At 45.0% G+C, this 16,648-nt stretch carries 16 protein-coding genes; 2 read left to right on the top strand and 14 right to left on the bottom strand.

The window, feature by feature from the left end; genetic code table 11:
* Positions 1-138: 138 nt before the first annotated feature.
* The 13 genes from OH460_RS21520 to yceD all read right to left on the bottom strand — a co-directional run bounded on the left by OH460_RS21520 (position 139) and on the right by yceD (position 10,695).
* On the bottom strand, positions 139-906 hold the full coding sequence (locus tag OH460_RS21520) for a TatD family hydrolase (protein ID WP_269999495.1): 768 nt from the start codon (positions 904-906) through the stop codon (positions 139-141).
* A complete protein-coding gene (locus OH460_RS21515; RefSeq protein ID WP_116871819.1) occupies positions 897-1,862 on the bottom strand; it encodes a DNA polymerase III subunit delta' in 966 nt (321 codons plus the stop codon). The genes OH460_RS21520 and OH460_RS21515 overlap by 10 nt, the downstream gene beginning before the upstream one ends.
* A 6-nt stretch (positions 1,863-1,868) precedes the next feature.
* Complete coding sequence (tmk, locus tag OH460_RS21510; RefSeq protein ID WP_061033773.1) at positions 1,869-2,501, bottom strand: dTMP kinase; 633 nt, start codon at positions 2,499-2,501, stop codon at positions 1,869-1,871.
* 10 nt (positions 2,502-2,511) lie between these two features.
* Positions 2,512-3,528, bottom strand: a complete 1,017-nt coding sequence (gene mltG / locus OH460_RS21505; protein ID WP_269999494.1) for an endolytic transglycosylase MltG — start codon at positions 3,526-3,528, stop codon at positions 2,512-2,514.
* Entirely contained in the window at positions 3,525-4,367 is an 843-nt protein-coding gene (pabC, locus tag OH460_RS21500; RefSeq protein WP_269999493.1) for an aminodeoxychorismate lyase, read from the bottom strand. Before pabC ends, mltG begins: the two co-directional genes overlap by 4 nt.
* Before the next feature lie 102 nt (positions 4,368-4,469).
* On the bottom strand, positions 4,470-5,714 hold the full coding sequence (fabF, locus tag OH460_RS21495; RefSeq protein WP_004737382.1) for a beta-ketoacyl-ACP synthase II: 1,245 nt from the start codon (positions 5,712-5,714) through the stop codon (positions 4,470-4,472).
* A gap of 93 nt (positions 5,715-5,807) precedes the next feature.
* Positions 5,808-6,041 carry an acyl carrier protein gene (gene acpP / locus OH460_RS21490; RefSeq protein ID WP_004737381.1) on the bottom strand — a complete coding sequence of 78 codons (234 nt, stop codon included), beginning with the start codon at positions 6,039-6,041 and terminating at the stop codon, positions 5,808-5,810.
* A 166-nt stretch (positions 6,042-6,207) separates the two neighbouring features.
* Complete coding sequence (gene fabG, locus OH460_RS21485) at positions 6,208-6,942, bottom strand: 3-oxoacyl-ACP reductase FabG (RefSeq protein ID WP_004737380.1); 735 nt, start codon at positions 6,940-6,942, stop codon at positions 6,208-6,210.
* Positions 6,943-6,966: 24 nt separating this feature from the next.
* Positions 6,967-7,890 (bottom strand): ACP S-malonyltransferase, encoded by a 924-nt coding sequence (gene fabD, locus OH460_RS21480; protein ID WP_061033776.1) that lies wholly within the window; start codon positions 7,888-7,890, stop codon positions 6,967-6,969.
* Positions 7,891-7,970: 80 nt separating this feature from the next.
* Entirely contained in the window at positions 7,971-8,921 is a 951-nt protein-coding gene (locus OH460_RS21475) for a beta-ketoacyl-ACP synthase III (protein WP_061033777.1), read from the bottom strand.
* Positions 8,922-8,926: 5 nt separating this feature from the next.
* The gene (gene plsX, locus OH460_RS21470; RefSeq protein ID WP_061033778.1) at positions 8,927-9,952 is read right to left on the bottom strand and encodes a phosphate acyltransferase PlsX; all 1,026 of its coding nucleotides are present in this window, start codon (positions 9,950-9,952) and stop codon (positions 8,927-8,929) included.
* A gap of 9 nt (positions 9,953-9,961) precedes the next feature.
* On the bottom strand, positions 9,962-10,132 hold the full coding sequence (rpmF, locus tag OH460_RS21465; protein WP_004737376.1) for a 50S ribosomal protein L32: 171 nt from the start codon (positions 10,130-10,132) through the stop codon (positions 9,962-9,964).
* Positions 10,133-10,167: 35 nt separating this feature from the next.
* Positions 10,168-10,695, bottom strand: a complete 528-nt coding sequence (gene yceD, locus OH460_RS21460) for a 23S rRNA accumulation protein YceD (RefSeq protein ID WP_137409091.1) — start codon at positions 10,693-10,695, stop codon at positions 10,168-10,170.
* Between the two features lie 149 nt (positions 10,696-10,844).
* Here yceD and OH460_RS21455 point away from each other — a divergent pair, with 149 nt between their 5' ends.
* Positions 10,845-11,426: a Maf family protein gene (locus OH460_RS21455; RefSeq protein WP_269999492.1), complete on the top strand. Its 582-nt coding sequence runs from the start codon at positions 10,845-10,847 to the stop codon at positions 11,424-11,426.
* A 395-nt stretch (positions 11,427-11,821) separates the two neighbouring features.
* Here OH460_RS21455 and rluC read toward each other — a convergent pair whose 3' ends face one another.
* Positions 11,822-12,766 (bottom strand): 23S rRNA pseudouridine(955/2504/2580) synthase RluC, encoded by a 945-nt coding sequence (gene rluC, locus OH460_RS21450; protein WP_269999491.1) that lies wholly within the window; start codon positions 12,764-12,766, stop codon positions 11,822-11,824.
* Positions 12,767-13,385: 619 nt separating this feature from the next.
* On the opposite strand from rluC, the gene rne reads away from it, so the two are divergent.
* Positions 13,386-16,547: a ribonuclease E gene (rne, locus tag OH460_RS21445; RefSeq protein WP_269999490.1), complete on the top strand. Its 3,162-nt coding sequence runs from the start codon at positions 13,386-13,388 to the stop codon at positions 16,545-16,547.
* The last annotated feature ends 101 nt before the right edge of the window (positions 16,548-16,648 follow it).

Here is a 16,648-nt window from a genome sequence, read left to right as displayed (position 1 = left end):
TAGTAACAAAATTACAAATGTTATAATTCACGCTCTCAAGTTCAACATAATTCGTAAACATTAAAAAAAAACGTATTTTTGGTGATCAAAAACACAAAAAGGGAGCTTTCGCTCCCTTTTATTTGTTTAGTTAGTTTTTTATCGCAAAAAAAGTTTTTGGTAATTTTTGGTCGTTTGTTCAGCAACCTCTTTCATCGATACACCTTTTAATTGCGCGATGTAGGCCGCCACTTCCACAACATATGCAGGTTGGTTCTGCTTTCCACGATATGGGATCGGTGCTAAGTATGGAGAATCCGTTTCAATTAGTAGCCTATCTAACGGCAGATTCTTAACGACCTCTTTAAGTTCTGTTGCCTGCTTAAAGGTCACAATACCTGAAATTGAGATATAAAATCCCAGCTCCATGGCCGCTTCAGCAAATGCCTGATCTTCGGTAAAGCAGTGGATTACACCACCACACTTCTCTGCACCACCATCACGAAGAATAGCAAGTGTATCTTCACGCGCATTACGGGTATGGATGATCAAAGGCTTGTTCAGTTCAACCGCTAGCTCAACATGCTGTTTAAATCGCAGTTGCTGCAGTTCAGCCGTTTCAGGCTGGTAATGGTAATCAAGGCCAGTTTCACCAATGGCAACGACTTTAGAATTGCTCGCGTATTCACGCATTCTTTCTAAACTAAAGTCACTCTCAACATCAAGAGGATGAACGCCACAAGACGCGTTAACGTTATCAAACGGTGCAATCATTTCGAGCATGTTTTCAAACGAATCTAGTGTCACACCTACAGAAAGTAGTTGGTCAACATTCGCTGCTTTTGCTTTGTTCACGACATCTTCTACACTGGTGTGTAAATCTTGGTAATCCAGCTTGTCTAAATGACAGTGGGAATCTACGAACATGTTTCCTCGCAAGTGGCTATCAGCCAATTCATTATGAGTAGCTCCGTATTGAGCCCAGGGTGTTGCTTCAACTGCTCAGTCAATATCAACAGTTTATGTGCTGCAGTATAGGCGCTTTGATAAGACATCACCTCACGCAGCGCATTAGCGCTGGGAGTGATAGCCGTATTCGCTAAGCCAAAATGCAGCTTCTGTACGTCAGACAATAAGTGCCATAACCAACCCAATTGAATCAAAGGGTCTTTGCTAAGCTCTGTCGAGAACTTTAGCATGTCAGGTTGAGTGCCTTTGATGATATTAACGAAACCGTCGAACACTTTCTCGGAAGCGTCAACACCGCCCTCTTCAAACATCGCTTTCGCTTTCAACGGAGCATTGTCGTTAAGTGCCAAAATATACGCAGGAACGGCCTTACCCACTTCTCCATCTAGCCATGCTGAGCCCGCTTCCAATTGTGGGCTCACCACATTGAACTGCTGACAGCGACTGATGATGGTTGGCATTAATCGATTACTGTTACGAGTCGATAAAATGAAAATACACTGGCTTGATGGCTCTTCGAGAGTTTTCAAAAGAGCATTAGAAGCCGACTCGTTCATCGCTTCAGCAGGCTCAAGCAAGATAACGCGTAAACCGCCCAACTGGGATGACTCTTGAGCCCAGCGATTACTAGCACGAACTTGATCAACCGTGATCGATTTGCCTTCTTTCTCTGGCGAGATGACATGAAAATCGGGATGACTGCCCGACTTCATTAACTCACAGCTATGGCAAAAACCACACGCCTCACTTTCATAGTTTGTGCACATTAATGCATCGGTAAGTTGGCTAATGAGAGCGTCAACGCCCAACCCTTCCGGCGCATTAACAATCACCGAATTAGGAAAACGCTCAGCATCGAGGCTTTTTTTCCACTCACTCCAAACTGGTGTGAGCCAAGAATACACTTCCGCCATGACTACCTACTGTTGGTCTAGCCACGTACTAAGCGCTTGCTTAATATCCGCGGCTACTTGTTCTATCTCTTGCTCTGCATTGATCACAAGAACCGACTCATCTTGCGCAGCGATCTCAAGGTAACGTTCACGCGTGCGATCGAAGAAAGAGATATCCATCTTTTCAATTCTATCTAGCTCACCACGGCCACGTGCACGCTCAAGCCCTACTCTAGGGTCTAAGTCCAAGTATAGAGTTAGATCCGGCTTAAAATCGCCTAGTGTGGTTGCTTTCAATGATTCCATTGTCGTACGCGCGATCTGGCGACCACCACCTTGATACGCTTGAGAAGACATATCATGACGATCACCCAATACCCATTTACCGCTATCTAAAGCAGGCTTAATCACGTTTTCGACTAATTGAACACGTGCAGCGTACATCAGCAGTAACTCAGTCATGTCTTGAAGCTGTTCGCCTTCGTGCTCTTCTTTGACCAGTGAACGCATCTTTTCTGCCAGCACGGTACCGCCTGGTTCTCGAGTGTTTACTAGCTCTTCAACACCAGAAGCTTTCAATGTCTCAACAATGGCATTGATAGCTGTACTTTTACCCGCACCTTCAAGGCCTTCAACCACGATAAATTTCGACTGATTCATAATTCGTTCTTTATTTGTTTTTTCTTAATTGTTTTAAGTAAGCTCGTACTGCACGATTGTGCTCAGCCAAACTCTTTGAAAATACGTGCCCACCTGTGCCACTCGCGACAAAATAGAGATAGTTGCTCTTTTCTGGATTCAGAGCCGCATTAATTGACGCTCGACCTGCCATGGCAATCGGCGTTGGCGGTAGGCCACTCATAGTGTATGTATTGTATGGCGTTGGAGTTCTTAAATCTTTCTTACGGATGTTGCCATCGTAGCTATCGCCCATTCCGTAAATCACCGTTGGATCCGTTTGTAGACGCATACGCTTGTTTAAGCGGTTAACGAACACAGACGACACACGTTCACGCTCTGAAGCTACGGCCGTCTCTTTCTCAATAATAGAAGCCAGAATCAGAGCTTCATAAGGTGACTTAAGAGGCAGTTTATCCGCTCTGTTTTCCCATTCATCATTCACCACGTTCATTAGGTCACGATGGGCGCGCTTCAACAAATCTAAATCGGTTGTGCCGTAGGTGTAGTGGTAGGTTTCCGCTAAGAACAAACCTTCTAGCTTCTCATTTTCAATACCCAGCTTTTCAGCGATCTCTTTTTCAGACACACCATCTAACGTCTGTTGAATGAATTCATTGTCTTTTAGCTGCACGAGCCATTCGTCGAAACGACTGCCTTCAACAAAGGTAATTGTAAACTGGTGCTCTTTACCCTCTACAAGCACTTGCAGCGCTTGCTCAAGCGTTAACCCCGGCTCTAGCAGGAAAGTACCCGCTTTTACGTCAACAAGTTCAGGGTGAAGCTTACGGATTAATTTCTCATAAGGAGATCCCTCAAATAGGCCCTCATTGATTAACTGAGCCAGCACGCGGTTAAAGCTGCTACCTGAAGCAACGGTAACTACCTGCGGCTTTTCTAATTGAATAACTTGTTTCAGGTTATCTTGTGCTTGGTTATACACATAGAACCCGGCAGCGCCCGCTGCAATGAGGCACAAGATAATAAAAATAAATAACTTTTTGATCACGAGTTTAGTTGTCCTTGAAGGCTACGAGTAACGGTTCCAATGTCGAATTGGGTTTCACTAATACGGGTAACAGGGGCAACCCCTAAAATGGAGTTGGTGATGAAAACCTCATCAGCTTGCATGAGTTGAGGTAAGCAATAGTCACCAATAGTAACGGAAAGTTCAGTTTGGTTCAGCGCAGTTAACACTTGCTTACGCATAACTCCCGCTACACCACTTTGGGTTAGCTGAGGCGTACAAATCACCTCACCTTGGCGCCAAAACAGATTGGCCATGGTGGTTTCAATCACATTGCCAGAGATATCAAGAACCAAACCGTCAACTTCACCAGCTTGATCCATCTCGTCTTTCATCAGTACCTGCTCAAGACGATTGTTGTGCTTGTGACCAGCAAGCAATGGGCTCAGCCCTAAAGCTTGGCGACAAATCCCGAGTTCAACTCCGGTATCTTGCCATGCCTCATAATGGCTTGGGTAATCAAACGTACTAATGGTAATGGTTGGCTTAGCAATGTTCTTAGTGCTGTAGCCTCTGCCGCCAGCACCGCGGCTAACATGCAGCTTTATTCCGGCTTTTCTATTATTAGACTTGTTTGCACTTTCATGGTGACTGTTTTGGATATATTGAATTGCACGAGCTAGCCACACGTTAACCACATTCCAATCTAGTGCAGAAATACGTAACGCTTTTAGACATTCATCGACACGATGCTGATGGTCGTGAAAATGCTGGATCTCACCATTTGAGACAAGCATAGTCGTAAAACAGCCGTCTCCGTATTGAAACGAACGGTCTGAGATGTCGATAGTTTGCTGGCTTTGTCCGTCAACCCAAAACATGTTTTTCCCCATAAAAAGAAACGGCTCAATGCTAAGCATCAAGCCGTTTAAAAACAAGTCTAATTATGACTATCTACGACGTTTAGGTCTTTTATAAGATGATTAAATCTTTTTGAAGATCAAACAACCGTTTGTACCACCGAAACCGAAAGAGTTACATGCAGCATATTCCATGTTGCTAACTTTACGAGCAGTGTGAGGTACTAGGTCAATGTCTAAGCCTTCTTCAGGATCATCTAGGTTGATTGTTGGTGGAACAATTTGGTCAACCAAAGACATAGCCGTGATGATAGCTTCGGCAGAGCCTGCAGCACCTAGAAGGTGGCCTGTCATTGATTTCGTAGAAGAAACCAATACTTGCTTACTGCCAGCTTCGCCAAGAGCACGTTTGATGCCCTTAACTTCTGCTACGTCGCCTGCAGGAGTCGATGTACCGTGTGCGTTAACATAACCGATTTGTTCACCAGTAATGCCAGCATCACGCATAGCCGCTTCCATTGCTAGTGCACCACCAGAGCCATCTTCACTTGGAGATGTCATGTGGTAAGCGTCACCCGACATACCGAAGCCAACTAGCTCACAGTAAATCTTAGCGCCACGAGCTTTCGCATGTTCGTACTCTTCTAGAACCATCATGCCTGCACCGTCACCAAGAACGAAACCGTCACGGCCTTTGTCCCATGGACGAGAAGCTTTTTGAGGCTCGTCGTTACGAGTAGATAGTGCTTTAGCTGCACCAAAACCACCCATACCTAGTGGTGTAGATGCTTTTTCAGCACCACCCGCTAGCATTGCGTCAGCATCGCCGTATGCAATCATACGTGCCGCGTGACCAATGTTATGTAGGCCAGTTGTACATGCAGTAGAAATAGCGATGTTAGGACCGCGTAGACCACGCATGATAGACATGTGACCAGCAATCATGTTCACGATCGTTGACGGAACAAAGAATGGGCTAATTTTACGAGGGCCTTTTTCAGTAAGCGCTTGGTGACCAGCTTCGATCAAACCAAGACCACCGATACCAGAACCGATAGCCACACCAATACGTGGTGCGTTCTCATCAGTAACAGTTAGACCAGAATCATCAAGTGCCTGAACACCTGCTGCGACGCCGTACTGGATGAATAGATCCATTTTACGAGCATCTTTTTTAGACATGTACTCTTCGCAGTTAAAGTCTTTAACTAGACCTGCAAAACGAGTTGAGAAATTGGTTGCATCAAAATGCTCGATATTCACGATACCACTTTGACCAGCTAGCAGGGCTTTCCAAGAAGATTCTACAGTGTTGCCTACCGGTGACAACATACCCATGCCAGTGACAACTACACGACGCTTGGACACGATTTTACACTCCGGAGATTGAGGTGATTTAAGATGAGGATAGATGAGTTAGAGAAAACACAGGCGGTCGAGGTGACCGCCTGGGAGAGATTATTACTGAGCGCTAGTTACGTAATCGATAGCTGCTTGAACAGTAGTAATTTTCTCAGCTTCTTCATCTGGGATTTCAGTGTCGAATTCTTCTTCTAGAGCCATTACTAGCTCAACTGTGTCTAGAGAATCTGCACCTAGGTCATCAACGAAAGAAGCTTCGTTTTTAACTTCAGCTTCGTCTACACCTAGCTGTTCAACAATGATTTTCTTTACGCGTTCTTCGAGGTTGCTCATTTTTTCTTTTCCTTTACAGAGTTCGCTTTATGCGATGTTTTCCGTAGTTTATTCAATCTATTGAAAGTTGCAAGGTCAACTTTTCTGGTCAAACCACAATTTTCACGATTTTAACCGAAATTACGTATGATCTTGACTTAAATCATGCACAAATGTTGCACATAATTTAAACCATGTACATACCGCCATTGACGTGAAGTGTTTCACCTGTGATATAAGCTGCCGCAGGCGACGCCAAAAATACCACAGCTTCAGCGATTTCGCGAGGGTCACCTAGTCGACCTGCTGGTACATTCGCCAAAGTTGCTGCACGTTGGTCATCATTTAGCGCTTTAGTCATGTCAGTTTCGATGAAACCAGGAGCAACAGTGTTTACTGTAACGCCACGAGACGCAACTTCACGAGCCATTGATTTAGTAAAGCCAATCACGCCAGCTTTCGCTGCTGCGTAGTTTGCTTGACCAGCGTTACCCATAGTACCAACTACAGAGCCAACGTTTACGATACGGCCTTCACGCTTCTTCATCATGCCACGCAATACAGCTTTAGACATGCGGAAGATAGGTGTTAGGTTAGTGTCGATGATGTCGTTCCATTCGTCGTCTTTCATACGCATTAGTAGGTTGTCACGAGTGATACCTGCATTGTTAACTAGAATGTCAATCGCACCGAACTCATCGTTGATGGTTTTCAGTGTAGCAGCAATTGAGTCAACATCAGTTACGTTAAGAGCAAGACCTTTACCGTTCTCGCCAAGGTACTCACTGATTGCAGCAGCGCCGCCTTCAGATGTAGCAGTACCGATAACTTTAGCACCACGCTCAACTAAAAGTTCAGCGATTGCACGACCGATACCACGGCTTGCGCCTGTAACTAGTGCAACTTTGCCTTCTAAATTCATCATAACTTCTCTATTAAGTGGTTATTACTTAGCAGCTTCTAGTGATGCAGTGTCATTAACTGCAGCAGCTGTCATAGTTTTTACGATTCGTTTTGTTAGGCCAGTAAGAACTTTACCAGGACCTAATTCGAGTAGCTTCTCAACGCCTTGCTCATTCATCGCTTGTACACCTTCAGTCCAACGAACTGGGCTGTAAAGTTGACGAACAAGCGCATCTTTAATTTTTGCAGGGTCTGTTTCAGCAACAACATCAACGTTGTTGATAACAGGTAGTGCTGGCGTGTTGAACTCTAGCGCTTCTAGAGCCACGGCTAGCTTGTCTGCTGCAGGTTTCATTAGTGCACAGTGAGACGGTACAGATACTGGTAGAGGAAGTGCACGCTTAGCGCCCGCTTCTTTACATAGTGCACCAGCACGCTCTACTGCCGCTTTGTTACCCGCGATAACAACTTGACCAGGAGAGTTGAAGTTCACTGGAGAAACAACTTCACCTTGTGCCGCTTCTTCACACGCTTTAGCAATCGCTTCATCATCTAGACCGATGATTGCGTACATAGCACCAACGCCTGCAGGAACCGCTTCTTGCATTAGTTGACCACGTAGTTCAACTAGCTTGATCGCTTCTTTAAAATCGATAACGCCAGCACATACTAGTGCAGAGTATTCACCTAAGCTGTGACCCGCTAAGTTTGCAGGTTGCTCTAGGCCAAGCTCTTGCCATACACGCCAAATTGCAACAGACGCTGTTAATAGAGCCGGTTGAGTGCGGAAAGTTTCATTTAGATTTTCTACTGGGCCATCTTGAACTAATGCCCATAGATCGTAACCAAGTGCTTCTGAAGCTTCAGCAAATGTTTGTTTAACAACATCATACTGTTCGCCTAGGTCTGCAAGCATACCGATAGCTTGAGAGCCTTGGCCTGGGAATACGATAGCAAACTTGCTCATTGTAATTTTCCTTTAAGCAAAGCAAAAAATTGAATAAGGCACATAAGTTATGTGCCTTGTTTGTAGGTTTTCGCTTAGGGTTAGAATTTAACTAACGCAGAACCCCAAGTGAAGCCGCCGCCAAATGCTTCCAATAGAAGTGTTTGACCGCGTTTAATTCGTCCGTCACGAACAGCTTCGTCTAATGCTGTTGGTACGGTAGCTGCTGAAGTGTTGCCGTGCTTATCAAGGGTGATCACCACTTGATCAAGTGACATCGTCAGTTTTTTCGCCGTTGCCGAAATAATACGGTAGTTCGCTTGGTGTGGAACTAACCAATCAAGCTCTGACTTATCCATATTATTTGCAGCTAATGTGTCTTTAACTAGCTTAGATAGCTGAGTTACCGCCACTTTGAATACTTCGTTGCCCGCCATGTGCAGCCATTTGTCTGCATCACCGCCACGCTCTGGTACTTCAAGGCTTAGAAGCTCACCGTATTTACCATCAGAGTAAATGTGAGTCGACAAAATACCTGGCTCTTCGCTCGCGCCTACAACCACCGCGCCTGCTGCATCACCAAATAGGATGATCGTAGAGCGGTCAGTCGGATCACAGGTTTTTGACAGTGCATCAGCACCAATCACCAAAACGTTCTTACACATACCTGATTTGATGTGCTGATCTGCAACAGACAAAGCATAGACAAAACCAGAACACGCTGCAGCCAAATCAAACGCAGGGCAGCCTTTAATACCAAGCTTACCTTGTACCTGACACGCCGAAGACGGGAATGTGTGGCTACTACTGGTGGTCGCAACGATGATTAAATCAATATCTTCTTTGTCGATACCCGCCATTTCAATGGCATTTTCAGCAGCGTAAAACGCCATATCTGCAACGGTTTCGTTCTCCGCTGAAATACGACGCTCTTTAATACCTGTTCTAGCAACAATCCACTCATCGCTAGTCTCTACCATTTTCTCTAAGTCTGCGTTAGTACGCACCTGAGATGGCAAGTAGCTGCCAGTACCTAAAATTTTGCTATACATGAAGACTAATAATGCCTCTCGAGTAAAACCGCTTCCAAACGATCGCTAATGCGGCTGGGGACTTGTCGTTTGACCTCGTGTACTGCCTCGCCAATCGCGTTGACAACTGCAGATACATCAGCACTTCCATGACTTTTAATGACAATGCCGCGCAATCCTAACAAACTTGCGCCGTTATACTGGTCGGGGTTCAAGGTTTTTAATTCAGTAAATAGCTCAGAAAACAACATTCTGGCTATCCAACCCTTTATTGTTGAAGCCATCATGCGCGTTTTTAGCTTATCAATAAAGAGCTGAGCCGTACCTTCGCACGTTTTTAAGCAGACATTGCCCACAAAACCATCACATACGACGACATCAGCAGCATCTTGCAGGAGTTGATTACCTTCAATATAGCCTATGAAGTTCACAGACTGAGTATTCGACAACATTTCAGCGCATCGTTTTACAAGGTCATTACCTTTAATTTCTTCGGCACCGATATTTAAAATAGCGACACGTGGAGCGCGACCTAAATGTTGTTCCGCTAATGCACTGCCCATTACAGCAAATTGGAAAAGCGAATCTGCATCACTAGACACATTTGCCCCTAAATCAAGCATCCATGTGCGATTTCCTGAGGCGGTAGGCAAAGCTGAAACCAATGCAGGCCTATCAATACCAGGAAGGAGCTTAAGTCGGAAACGGGACAAAGCCATCAATGCGCCAGTGTTGCCACCACTCACACAAGCATCCGCTTGAGAGTCGGCGACCAAATCAATCGCAGCACGCATGGAGCTACCCTGACTGTTACGCAAGGCTAGTGAAGGTTTTTCAGAATTGGAAATAACTCGATCACAATGCTGAATACTCAAACGAGAGTCAGGCATTCGACCTAATGAAGATAATTGAGATGTGATCGCGTTTCGATCACCTATGAGAATGACTTTTAGCTCTGGGAAATACGACAGTGCCTGCACGGCGGCAGGCACTGTTACACGAGGACCGAAGTCCCCGCCCATTGCATCAAGCGCAACGGTTAGATTTTGCAAAGGTCAACCTTACTTGTTGATAACCTTTTTGCCGCGGTAGAAACCTTCCGCAGTCACGTTGTGACGTAGGTGAGTTTCACCTGAAGTTGCGTCTACAGAAAGTGCAGCTGTAGTTAGCGCATCGTGTGAACGACGCATGCCACGCATTGAACGTGATTTCTTGCTCTTTTGTACGGCCATTGACCCTACTCCTATGTAAATTCTTAAAGAAGCAGTTACTTCTTCAAGCTTTTTAAAACATCAAATGGATTCGGCTTCTTGTCTTCCTCAATTTCTTCAGGAAGTTCACCAAACACCAAGTTATTTGAGTTAACGCTACATTTCGCATTATCGTGCATTGCTATTTGCGGCAATCCAAGGATGAACTCGTCTTCAACTAGTTGAATCAGGTCTAACTCACCGTACTCGTTCAGATCTACCAAATCGTACTCTTCCGGTGCTTCCTCTTCACTTTTCTCATTATAATAAGGAGTATAAGTGAATTGGACATCGCACTCATGTGCGAAAACCTCATTACAACGCTGACACTCTAAATCGACTTCGACGTTAGCTTTACCAGAGATAACGACTAATCGTTGTTCATCAAGCCCAAATGACAATGAGACTTGCGCGTCACGTTTTACGCCTTCAGTTGCCTCAGCTAAACGCTTAAAAAGACTGGTTTGGATGATGCCATCTAAATCTAGTCGTTTCTGAGCCGTTCTTGCCGGATCAACTGTACGCGGTATTTTTACCTTTTGCATAGGGCGCGAATCTTATCTTCCAAATCGAGTTTAGTCAAAGGAAATGGCAAAAAAAGTACACTTTTTTACCTTTCCCATACAGAGCATTATGAATAGCGGGATAACTTCCTATATCCTACTGTAAATGCTTCTATGAATTGTAAATTAAAATGAAAAATTACCAACTAGTTTTAGCCTCTACCTCACCATTTAGGCAAGAGATCCTCAAAAAGCTACAAATTAGCTTCATTACAGCCAAGCCTGACTGTGACGAAACACCGATTTCGGGAGAGACTCCACAACAGTTGGTCATGCGCCTTGCTGAAACCAAAGCTAAGTCTTGCGTTGTTGAGCAGCCAAGTTTGGTGATTGGCTCGGATCAAGTCTGCGTGATTGACGGCGAGATCATAGGTAAGCCTCACACTCGTGAAAAAGCGATTGAACAGTTGTCCCGTCAAAGTGGCAAGAGCATCATCTTCTATACAGGCGTCACTGTATGGAATAGCGAAACCCAACAAGCTGACACGCGTCTCGATACCTTTATTGTTCACTTCCGTGACTTAACCGAGCAACAAATCATCTCTTATGTTGAAAAAGAAGAACCTTACTGGTGCGCTGGCAGCTTTAAGTGTGAAGGACTAGGTATCGCTTTGTTCAAAGAGATGGAAGGAAAAGATCCGAACACGCTTATTGGTCTACCGCTTATTGACCTAGTCGATATGTTGGATGCGCAAGGAATGAGTGTGCTTTAACTCGCGCTTACCACTCTTACAGAGATTCCCTACTCCTTCCTTCGTCATTCTAGGGAATGACGGCAGTTGTCTCTTGAACTTTAAGGTGAACACGATATGAAGACCATAGTAGTACCACTCAACTTTTAAAAAGGTCACTGCTGTCTCATAAACACTGCGGAAGACAGTAACCCAAAAGTTGTTCGACCCAAGTAACACGTAAATACAAGGTACTATTTTACTCGAATAGCAAAAAGTACATCATCCCCAAGAGTGGGGACGAGGGAGTTGGGGAGCTCTTGTAACAAGCACAAACAAAAAAGGTTGACGAAATTCGTCAACCTTTCTCAATTATGGATATTGAAGAATAAATTTATAGACACTCTATATCTTCGTATCTCGTATCTCGTATCTTCTTAAAGCTTACGTAAACCAGTCAGCGCTTTTTCTAATCGCGCTTCCATCGGAGCTGAGATATCCATCTTCTCTTCGCTACCCGGATGCGTGAACTTGATGTTTGCAGCATGTAGGAACAAGCGATCCAACCCGACCTTTCCCGTGTAAGCATCAAAACGACGATCACCATAGCGGTCATCCCATGCAATTGGGTGGCCCGTATATTGAGTGTGTACACGGATTTGGTGCGTACGGCCAGTAATAGGACTCGCTTGAATCAGTGTCGCATCTTTGAACTTCTCTAAAACCTTAAAGCGAGTTTCCGACGCTTTACCATTCGGGTTAACACGAACGATACTGTTTACTTCATTTTTCAGCAGAGGCGCGTTCACCACCTTGCAGCTGTTCTTCCACTCGCCCATCACTAAAGCGAAGTAGTATTTTTGAACCGTTTTTTCACGGAATTGCGCTTGAAGATGTCTTAGCGCCGAGCGCTTCTTAGCAACAAGCAAGATGCCAGACGTATCTCTATCGATACGGTGCACTAACTCGAGAAAGCGAGCTTCAGGACGAAGTGCACGCAATGCTTCAATTGCGCCAAACTTAAGTCCACTACCGCCATGAACGGCAGTGCCCGATGGTTTATTTAGAATCAGCATGTGATCATCTTCATAAATGATGCACTGTTCCAATTCTGAAACCTTGTTGAGTTTCGTGCTTGGCACGTTCTCTTCAATTTTCTCTTCAATGGTAACTGGCGGGATACGAACTAAATCACCAGCTTTTAGTTTGTACTCAGCCTTGATGCGTTTTTTGTTTACGCGGACTTCGCCTTTACGCACGATTCGGTAAATCATGCTTTTCGGGATATTTTTTAATTGGTTGCGTAAGAAGTTATCAATACGCTGACCAGCCATATCTTCGTCAATATCGACAAATTGGACTTGGGTTCTAATTTCGCTCATTGCGCTATTGTATCACTGTCACTTTTGATAATTGAGATTTTCTTAGGTCTATTCTGAACTAATTTACTCTTAATTCTTTGCCACCTACCACCAAATGGTCACTGAAGTTCTATATTTCTTTGATTCTTCGAACAAAAAAGCATCAAGATTCCTGCAAATTAAAATATCAATTGATAAATTATTTATAGACAGTGAGTTAGAACTATCAAAACACAAACAAAAACTGTTTTTTTTACAGCATTCCGACAAAGCAGATTGCTGTGTTTACCGACCACTGCTATAGTTCACAGCTGCTATCAACGGTTTGACTAAAATTTAAACAGACAATCGTTCATAAGCAAGTAAATGAGTAGATAACTCAGATTAGACAGTGCTGCAATTGGCGTAAGACACAGTCAACTGAGTCCCCTTATCGCTCTACTCACGTACGCTCATGTTGAGTATTCACCGCCACATCGCGGATCATAGGCTAACTCCCTATGATGACTGACGTGCCCCAGAGCATCCCTCTCCAGCCGGGAGGCTGCACCGATAAAGCCATGGGATCTGGCACCATGAGAAACGAAATAAAGCGATAAGAACAATGATGAAAATAAGAAAAGACAACGAGTATTTCTAAATGAAAAGAATGTTAATTAACGCAACTCAAAAAGAAGAGTTGCGTGTCGCTTTGGTTGACGGCCAGCGACTATTCGATCTAGATATCGAAAGTCCAGGTCATGAGTCAAAGAAAGCGAATATCTACAAAGGACGTATTACCCGTATTGAACCAAGCCTAGAAGCGGCATTCGTTGATTACGGCGCAGAACGTCACGGTTTCCTCCCTCTTAAAGAAATTGCCCGCGAATACTTCCCTGAAGGTTATACATACCAAGGCCGTCCTAGCATTAAAGAAGTGCTAAAAGAAGGCCAAGAAGTAATCGTACAAGTAGAGAAAGAAGAACGTGGTAGCAAAGGTGCTGCACTGACAACTTTCATCTCTTTGGCAGGTAGTTACTTAGTTCTTATGCCAAACAACCCTCGTGCAGGCGGTATTTCTCGTCGTATCGAAGGTGATGAGCGTACCCAACTGAAAGCAGCATTGAGCACTCTTGAGCTTCCTCAAGGTATGGGCTTAATCGTGCGTACAGCGGGCGTTGGCAAAAGCGCAGAAGAGCTAGAGTGGGACCTAAATGTTCTATTGAATCACTGGGGCGCTATCAAGCAAGCTTCTGATTCAAATGCAGCTCCTTTCCTAATTCACCAAGAAAGTAACGTTATTGTTCGCGCAATTCGTGACTACCTACGTCGTGACATCGGCGAGATTCTAATCGACAGCAACACTATTTTTGAACGTGCTCAAGCGCACATTCAACTAATACGCCCAGATTTCATGAATCGCGTTAAGAAGTACGATGGTGAAGTACCACTATTCAGTCACTACCAGATTGAAAGCCAGATCGAATCGGCTTTCCAACGTGAAGTTCGCCTTCCTTCTGGTGGTTCTATCGTAATCGATCCAACAGAAGCGCTAACTTCTATCGATATCAACTCAGCTCGTGCAACAAAGGGCGGTGATATCGAAGAGACAGCACTGAACACTAACCTAGAAGCAGCCGATGAAATTGCACGTCAATTACGTCTACGTGACCTAGGTGGTCTTGTTGTTATCGACTTTATCGATATGACTCCGGTTCGCCACCAACGCGAAGTTGAAAGCCGCCTACGTGATGCCGTTCGTCTAGACCGTGCTCGTGTACAAATTGGCCGTATTTCTCGCTTTGGTCTTCTAGAGATGTCTCGTCAACGTTTGAGCCCATCACTAGCAGAAGCAAGCCACCACATTTGTCCTCGTTGTACAGGTACTGGTGTTGTTCGTGATAACGAATCTCTAGCACTGTCTGTTCTACGTTTGATTGAAGAAGAAGCTCTGAAAGACAACACAGCACAAGTACTTGCTGTTGTGCCTGTTCCTATCGCGTCTTACCTTCTGAACGAAAAACGTCGCTCAGTAAACCACATCGAGAAGAACCAAGAAGTTAAGATCACTGTTGTTCCTAACTCTGACATGGAAACACCGCACTTTGAGGTTATCCGTGTTCGTGAAGGCGAAGAGTTCGATCTACTTTCTTACCTACTTCCTAAGAAGCTAGATGCTCTGAAAGAAGCAGAAAGCAAAGAACCTGCAGAACAAGCAATTCGTCCTAAGAAGATCGAAGAGCCAGCTCTGAAAGGCTTCGCTGCTCCAGCTCAATCAGCACCGACTCCAGCGCCAGCACCAAAAGCGGCACAAGAGAAGAAAGCTGAACCAGTAGCACAAGAACCAGGCCTAATTGGTCGCTTCTTTAAGGCTATCGGTAGTTTCCTATTTGGCTCTTCAACTCAAGAAGAGAAGCAAGAAGAGAAACAAACTGAAGAGAAGCCTAAAAACAACCGCAATGGCAACCGTCAACGCCGTGACCGTAACGATAACCGCCGCCGTAACCAACGTGGTGAGCGTGGTGACAACCGTAACGATAGCCGTGACAACAAACGCCGTCGCAAGCCTGCACGTGATGAGAAGTCTGAAGAGCAGAAAGATGCAGCTCCACAGCAAAATCGTCAACCTCGTAAGCCTAAGCAAGATCGACGCAACAAGCAGCGTGATGAGCAGAAGCAACGCGAAGAGCAAGCACCATCTAAATTAGCAGAAGAAGGCCTACAGCTAGCGGCAGACGCACAAGCTGGTAAGTCAGATGCGCCAAAGGCTAAGCCTGAAGCGAAAGCTGCTAAGATCAAAGAGCGTCGCCAGCGTCGTAAGCTGAACAAGCAAGTTCGTGTTAAAGACCAGCAAGCTCAAGCAGAAGCGGCTGAGAACTCAACTAAGGAACAAAAAGCACCATCTGTTTCTAAAGAGCAAGCAGCAGCGAAAAACAAATCAGTCGCGCAAGAGCAAAAAGTTGCAGAGCAAGTTGAAGCAACTCAAGCAAATGGCGAGCAATCTGAACAGGAAGAACCGAAACAACGTCGTAACCGTCGTTCTCCACGTCACCTACGTGCAAGTGGTCAACGTCGTCGTCGCGGTCGTGATCGTCGCCCTAACCCATTCCGCCTACGTAAAGGTGGTGTAGCTTCTCCAGAGATGGCTATGGGTAAAGTGATGCCTCGCTTCATTCCGAAACCTCACCACAAACAGGCAAAACCTGAAGTGGCTGAAGTAGCAGTTGAAACGCAAACAGTGGTTAATACTCAAGAGCAAAATGTCGCTCAAGAGACAGCACCACAAAGCAGCGTTGTAATGGCAGGCGGTTTTGCATGTCCTGAACTGGCAATGGGTAAAGTGATTATCCGCCGTGAAGAGACTGCAGTAACTCAGGCACCAGTTGCTGAAGCTCAAGTCACTGAAGCTCCTGCTGTTGTTGAAGAAGCTCCAGTGGTTGTCGAAGCGAAAGTTGAGGCACCTGTCGTTGAAACTCCAGTAGTTGAAGCACCAGTTGAGACTGTGAAAACTGAGGAAGCAGTTGCTGAAGCACCAGCAGTTGAAGCTGAAGCGGCTGTTGTTGAACCAGCAAAAGTCGTTGAAGCACCGAAAGCTGAACTGAAAGTTGAAGAAGCGCCTGTTGCAAAAGCAGAAACGCCAAAAGCAACGGTTGCGAAGAAGCAAGCGGGCTCACCAATGACTAAAGCTCCTGGTCCTCAAGAGATCAAAGAGATTGAAGTGGTTGCAGCACCGTTCCGCACTGAACGTTTTGTACCAAAAGGTGCAGGTAGTCAGGTAGCGTCAAACAAAGCTGGCGCAGGCATGACTAAGCCAAACTACTAGTGTTTACTACTGAGTAATCATTAGAAAATCGAATCAAAGGCTGCTTATTTAAGCAGCCTTTTTCTTATCTGCTAATCGAATAAAAATTAATAGATATATTA

Origin of the sequence: Vibrio sp. Makdt, from assembly GCF_027587015.1 — a bacterium.
In the GTDB taxonomy this organism is placed as follows: Bacteria; Pseudomonadota; Gammaproteobacteria; order Enterobacterales; family Vibrionaceae; genus Vibrio; species Vibrio chagasii_B.
Note: the sequence above shows the minus strand (reverse complement) of the source record. Positions and strands in the feature narration are given on the sequence as shown.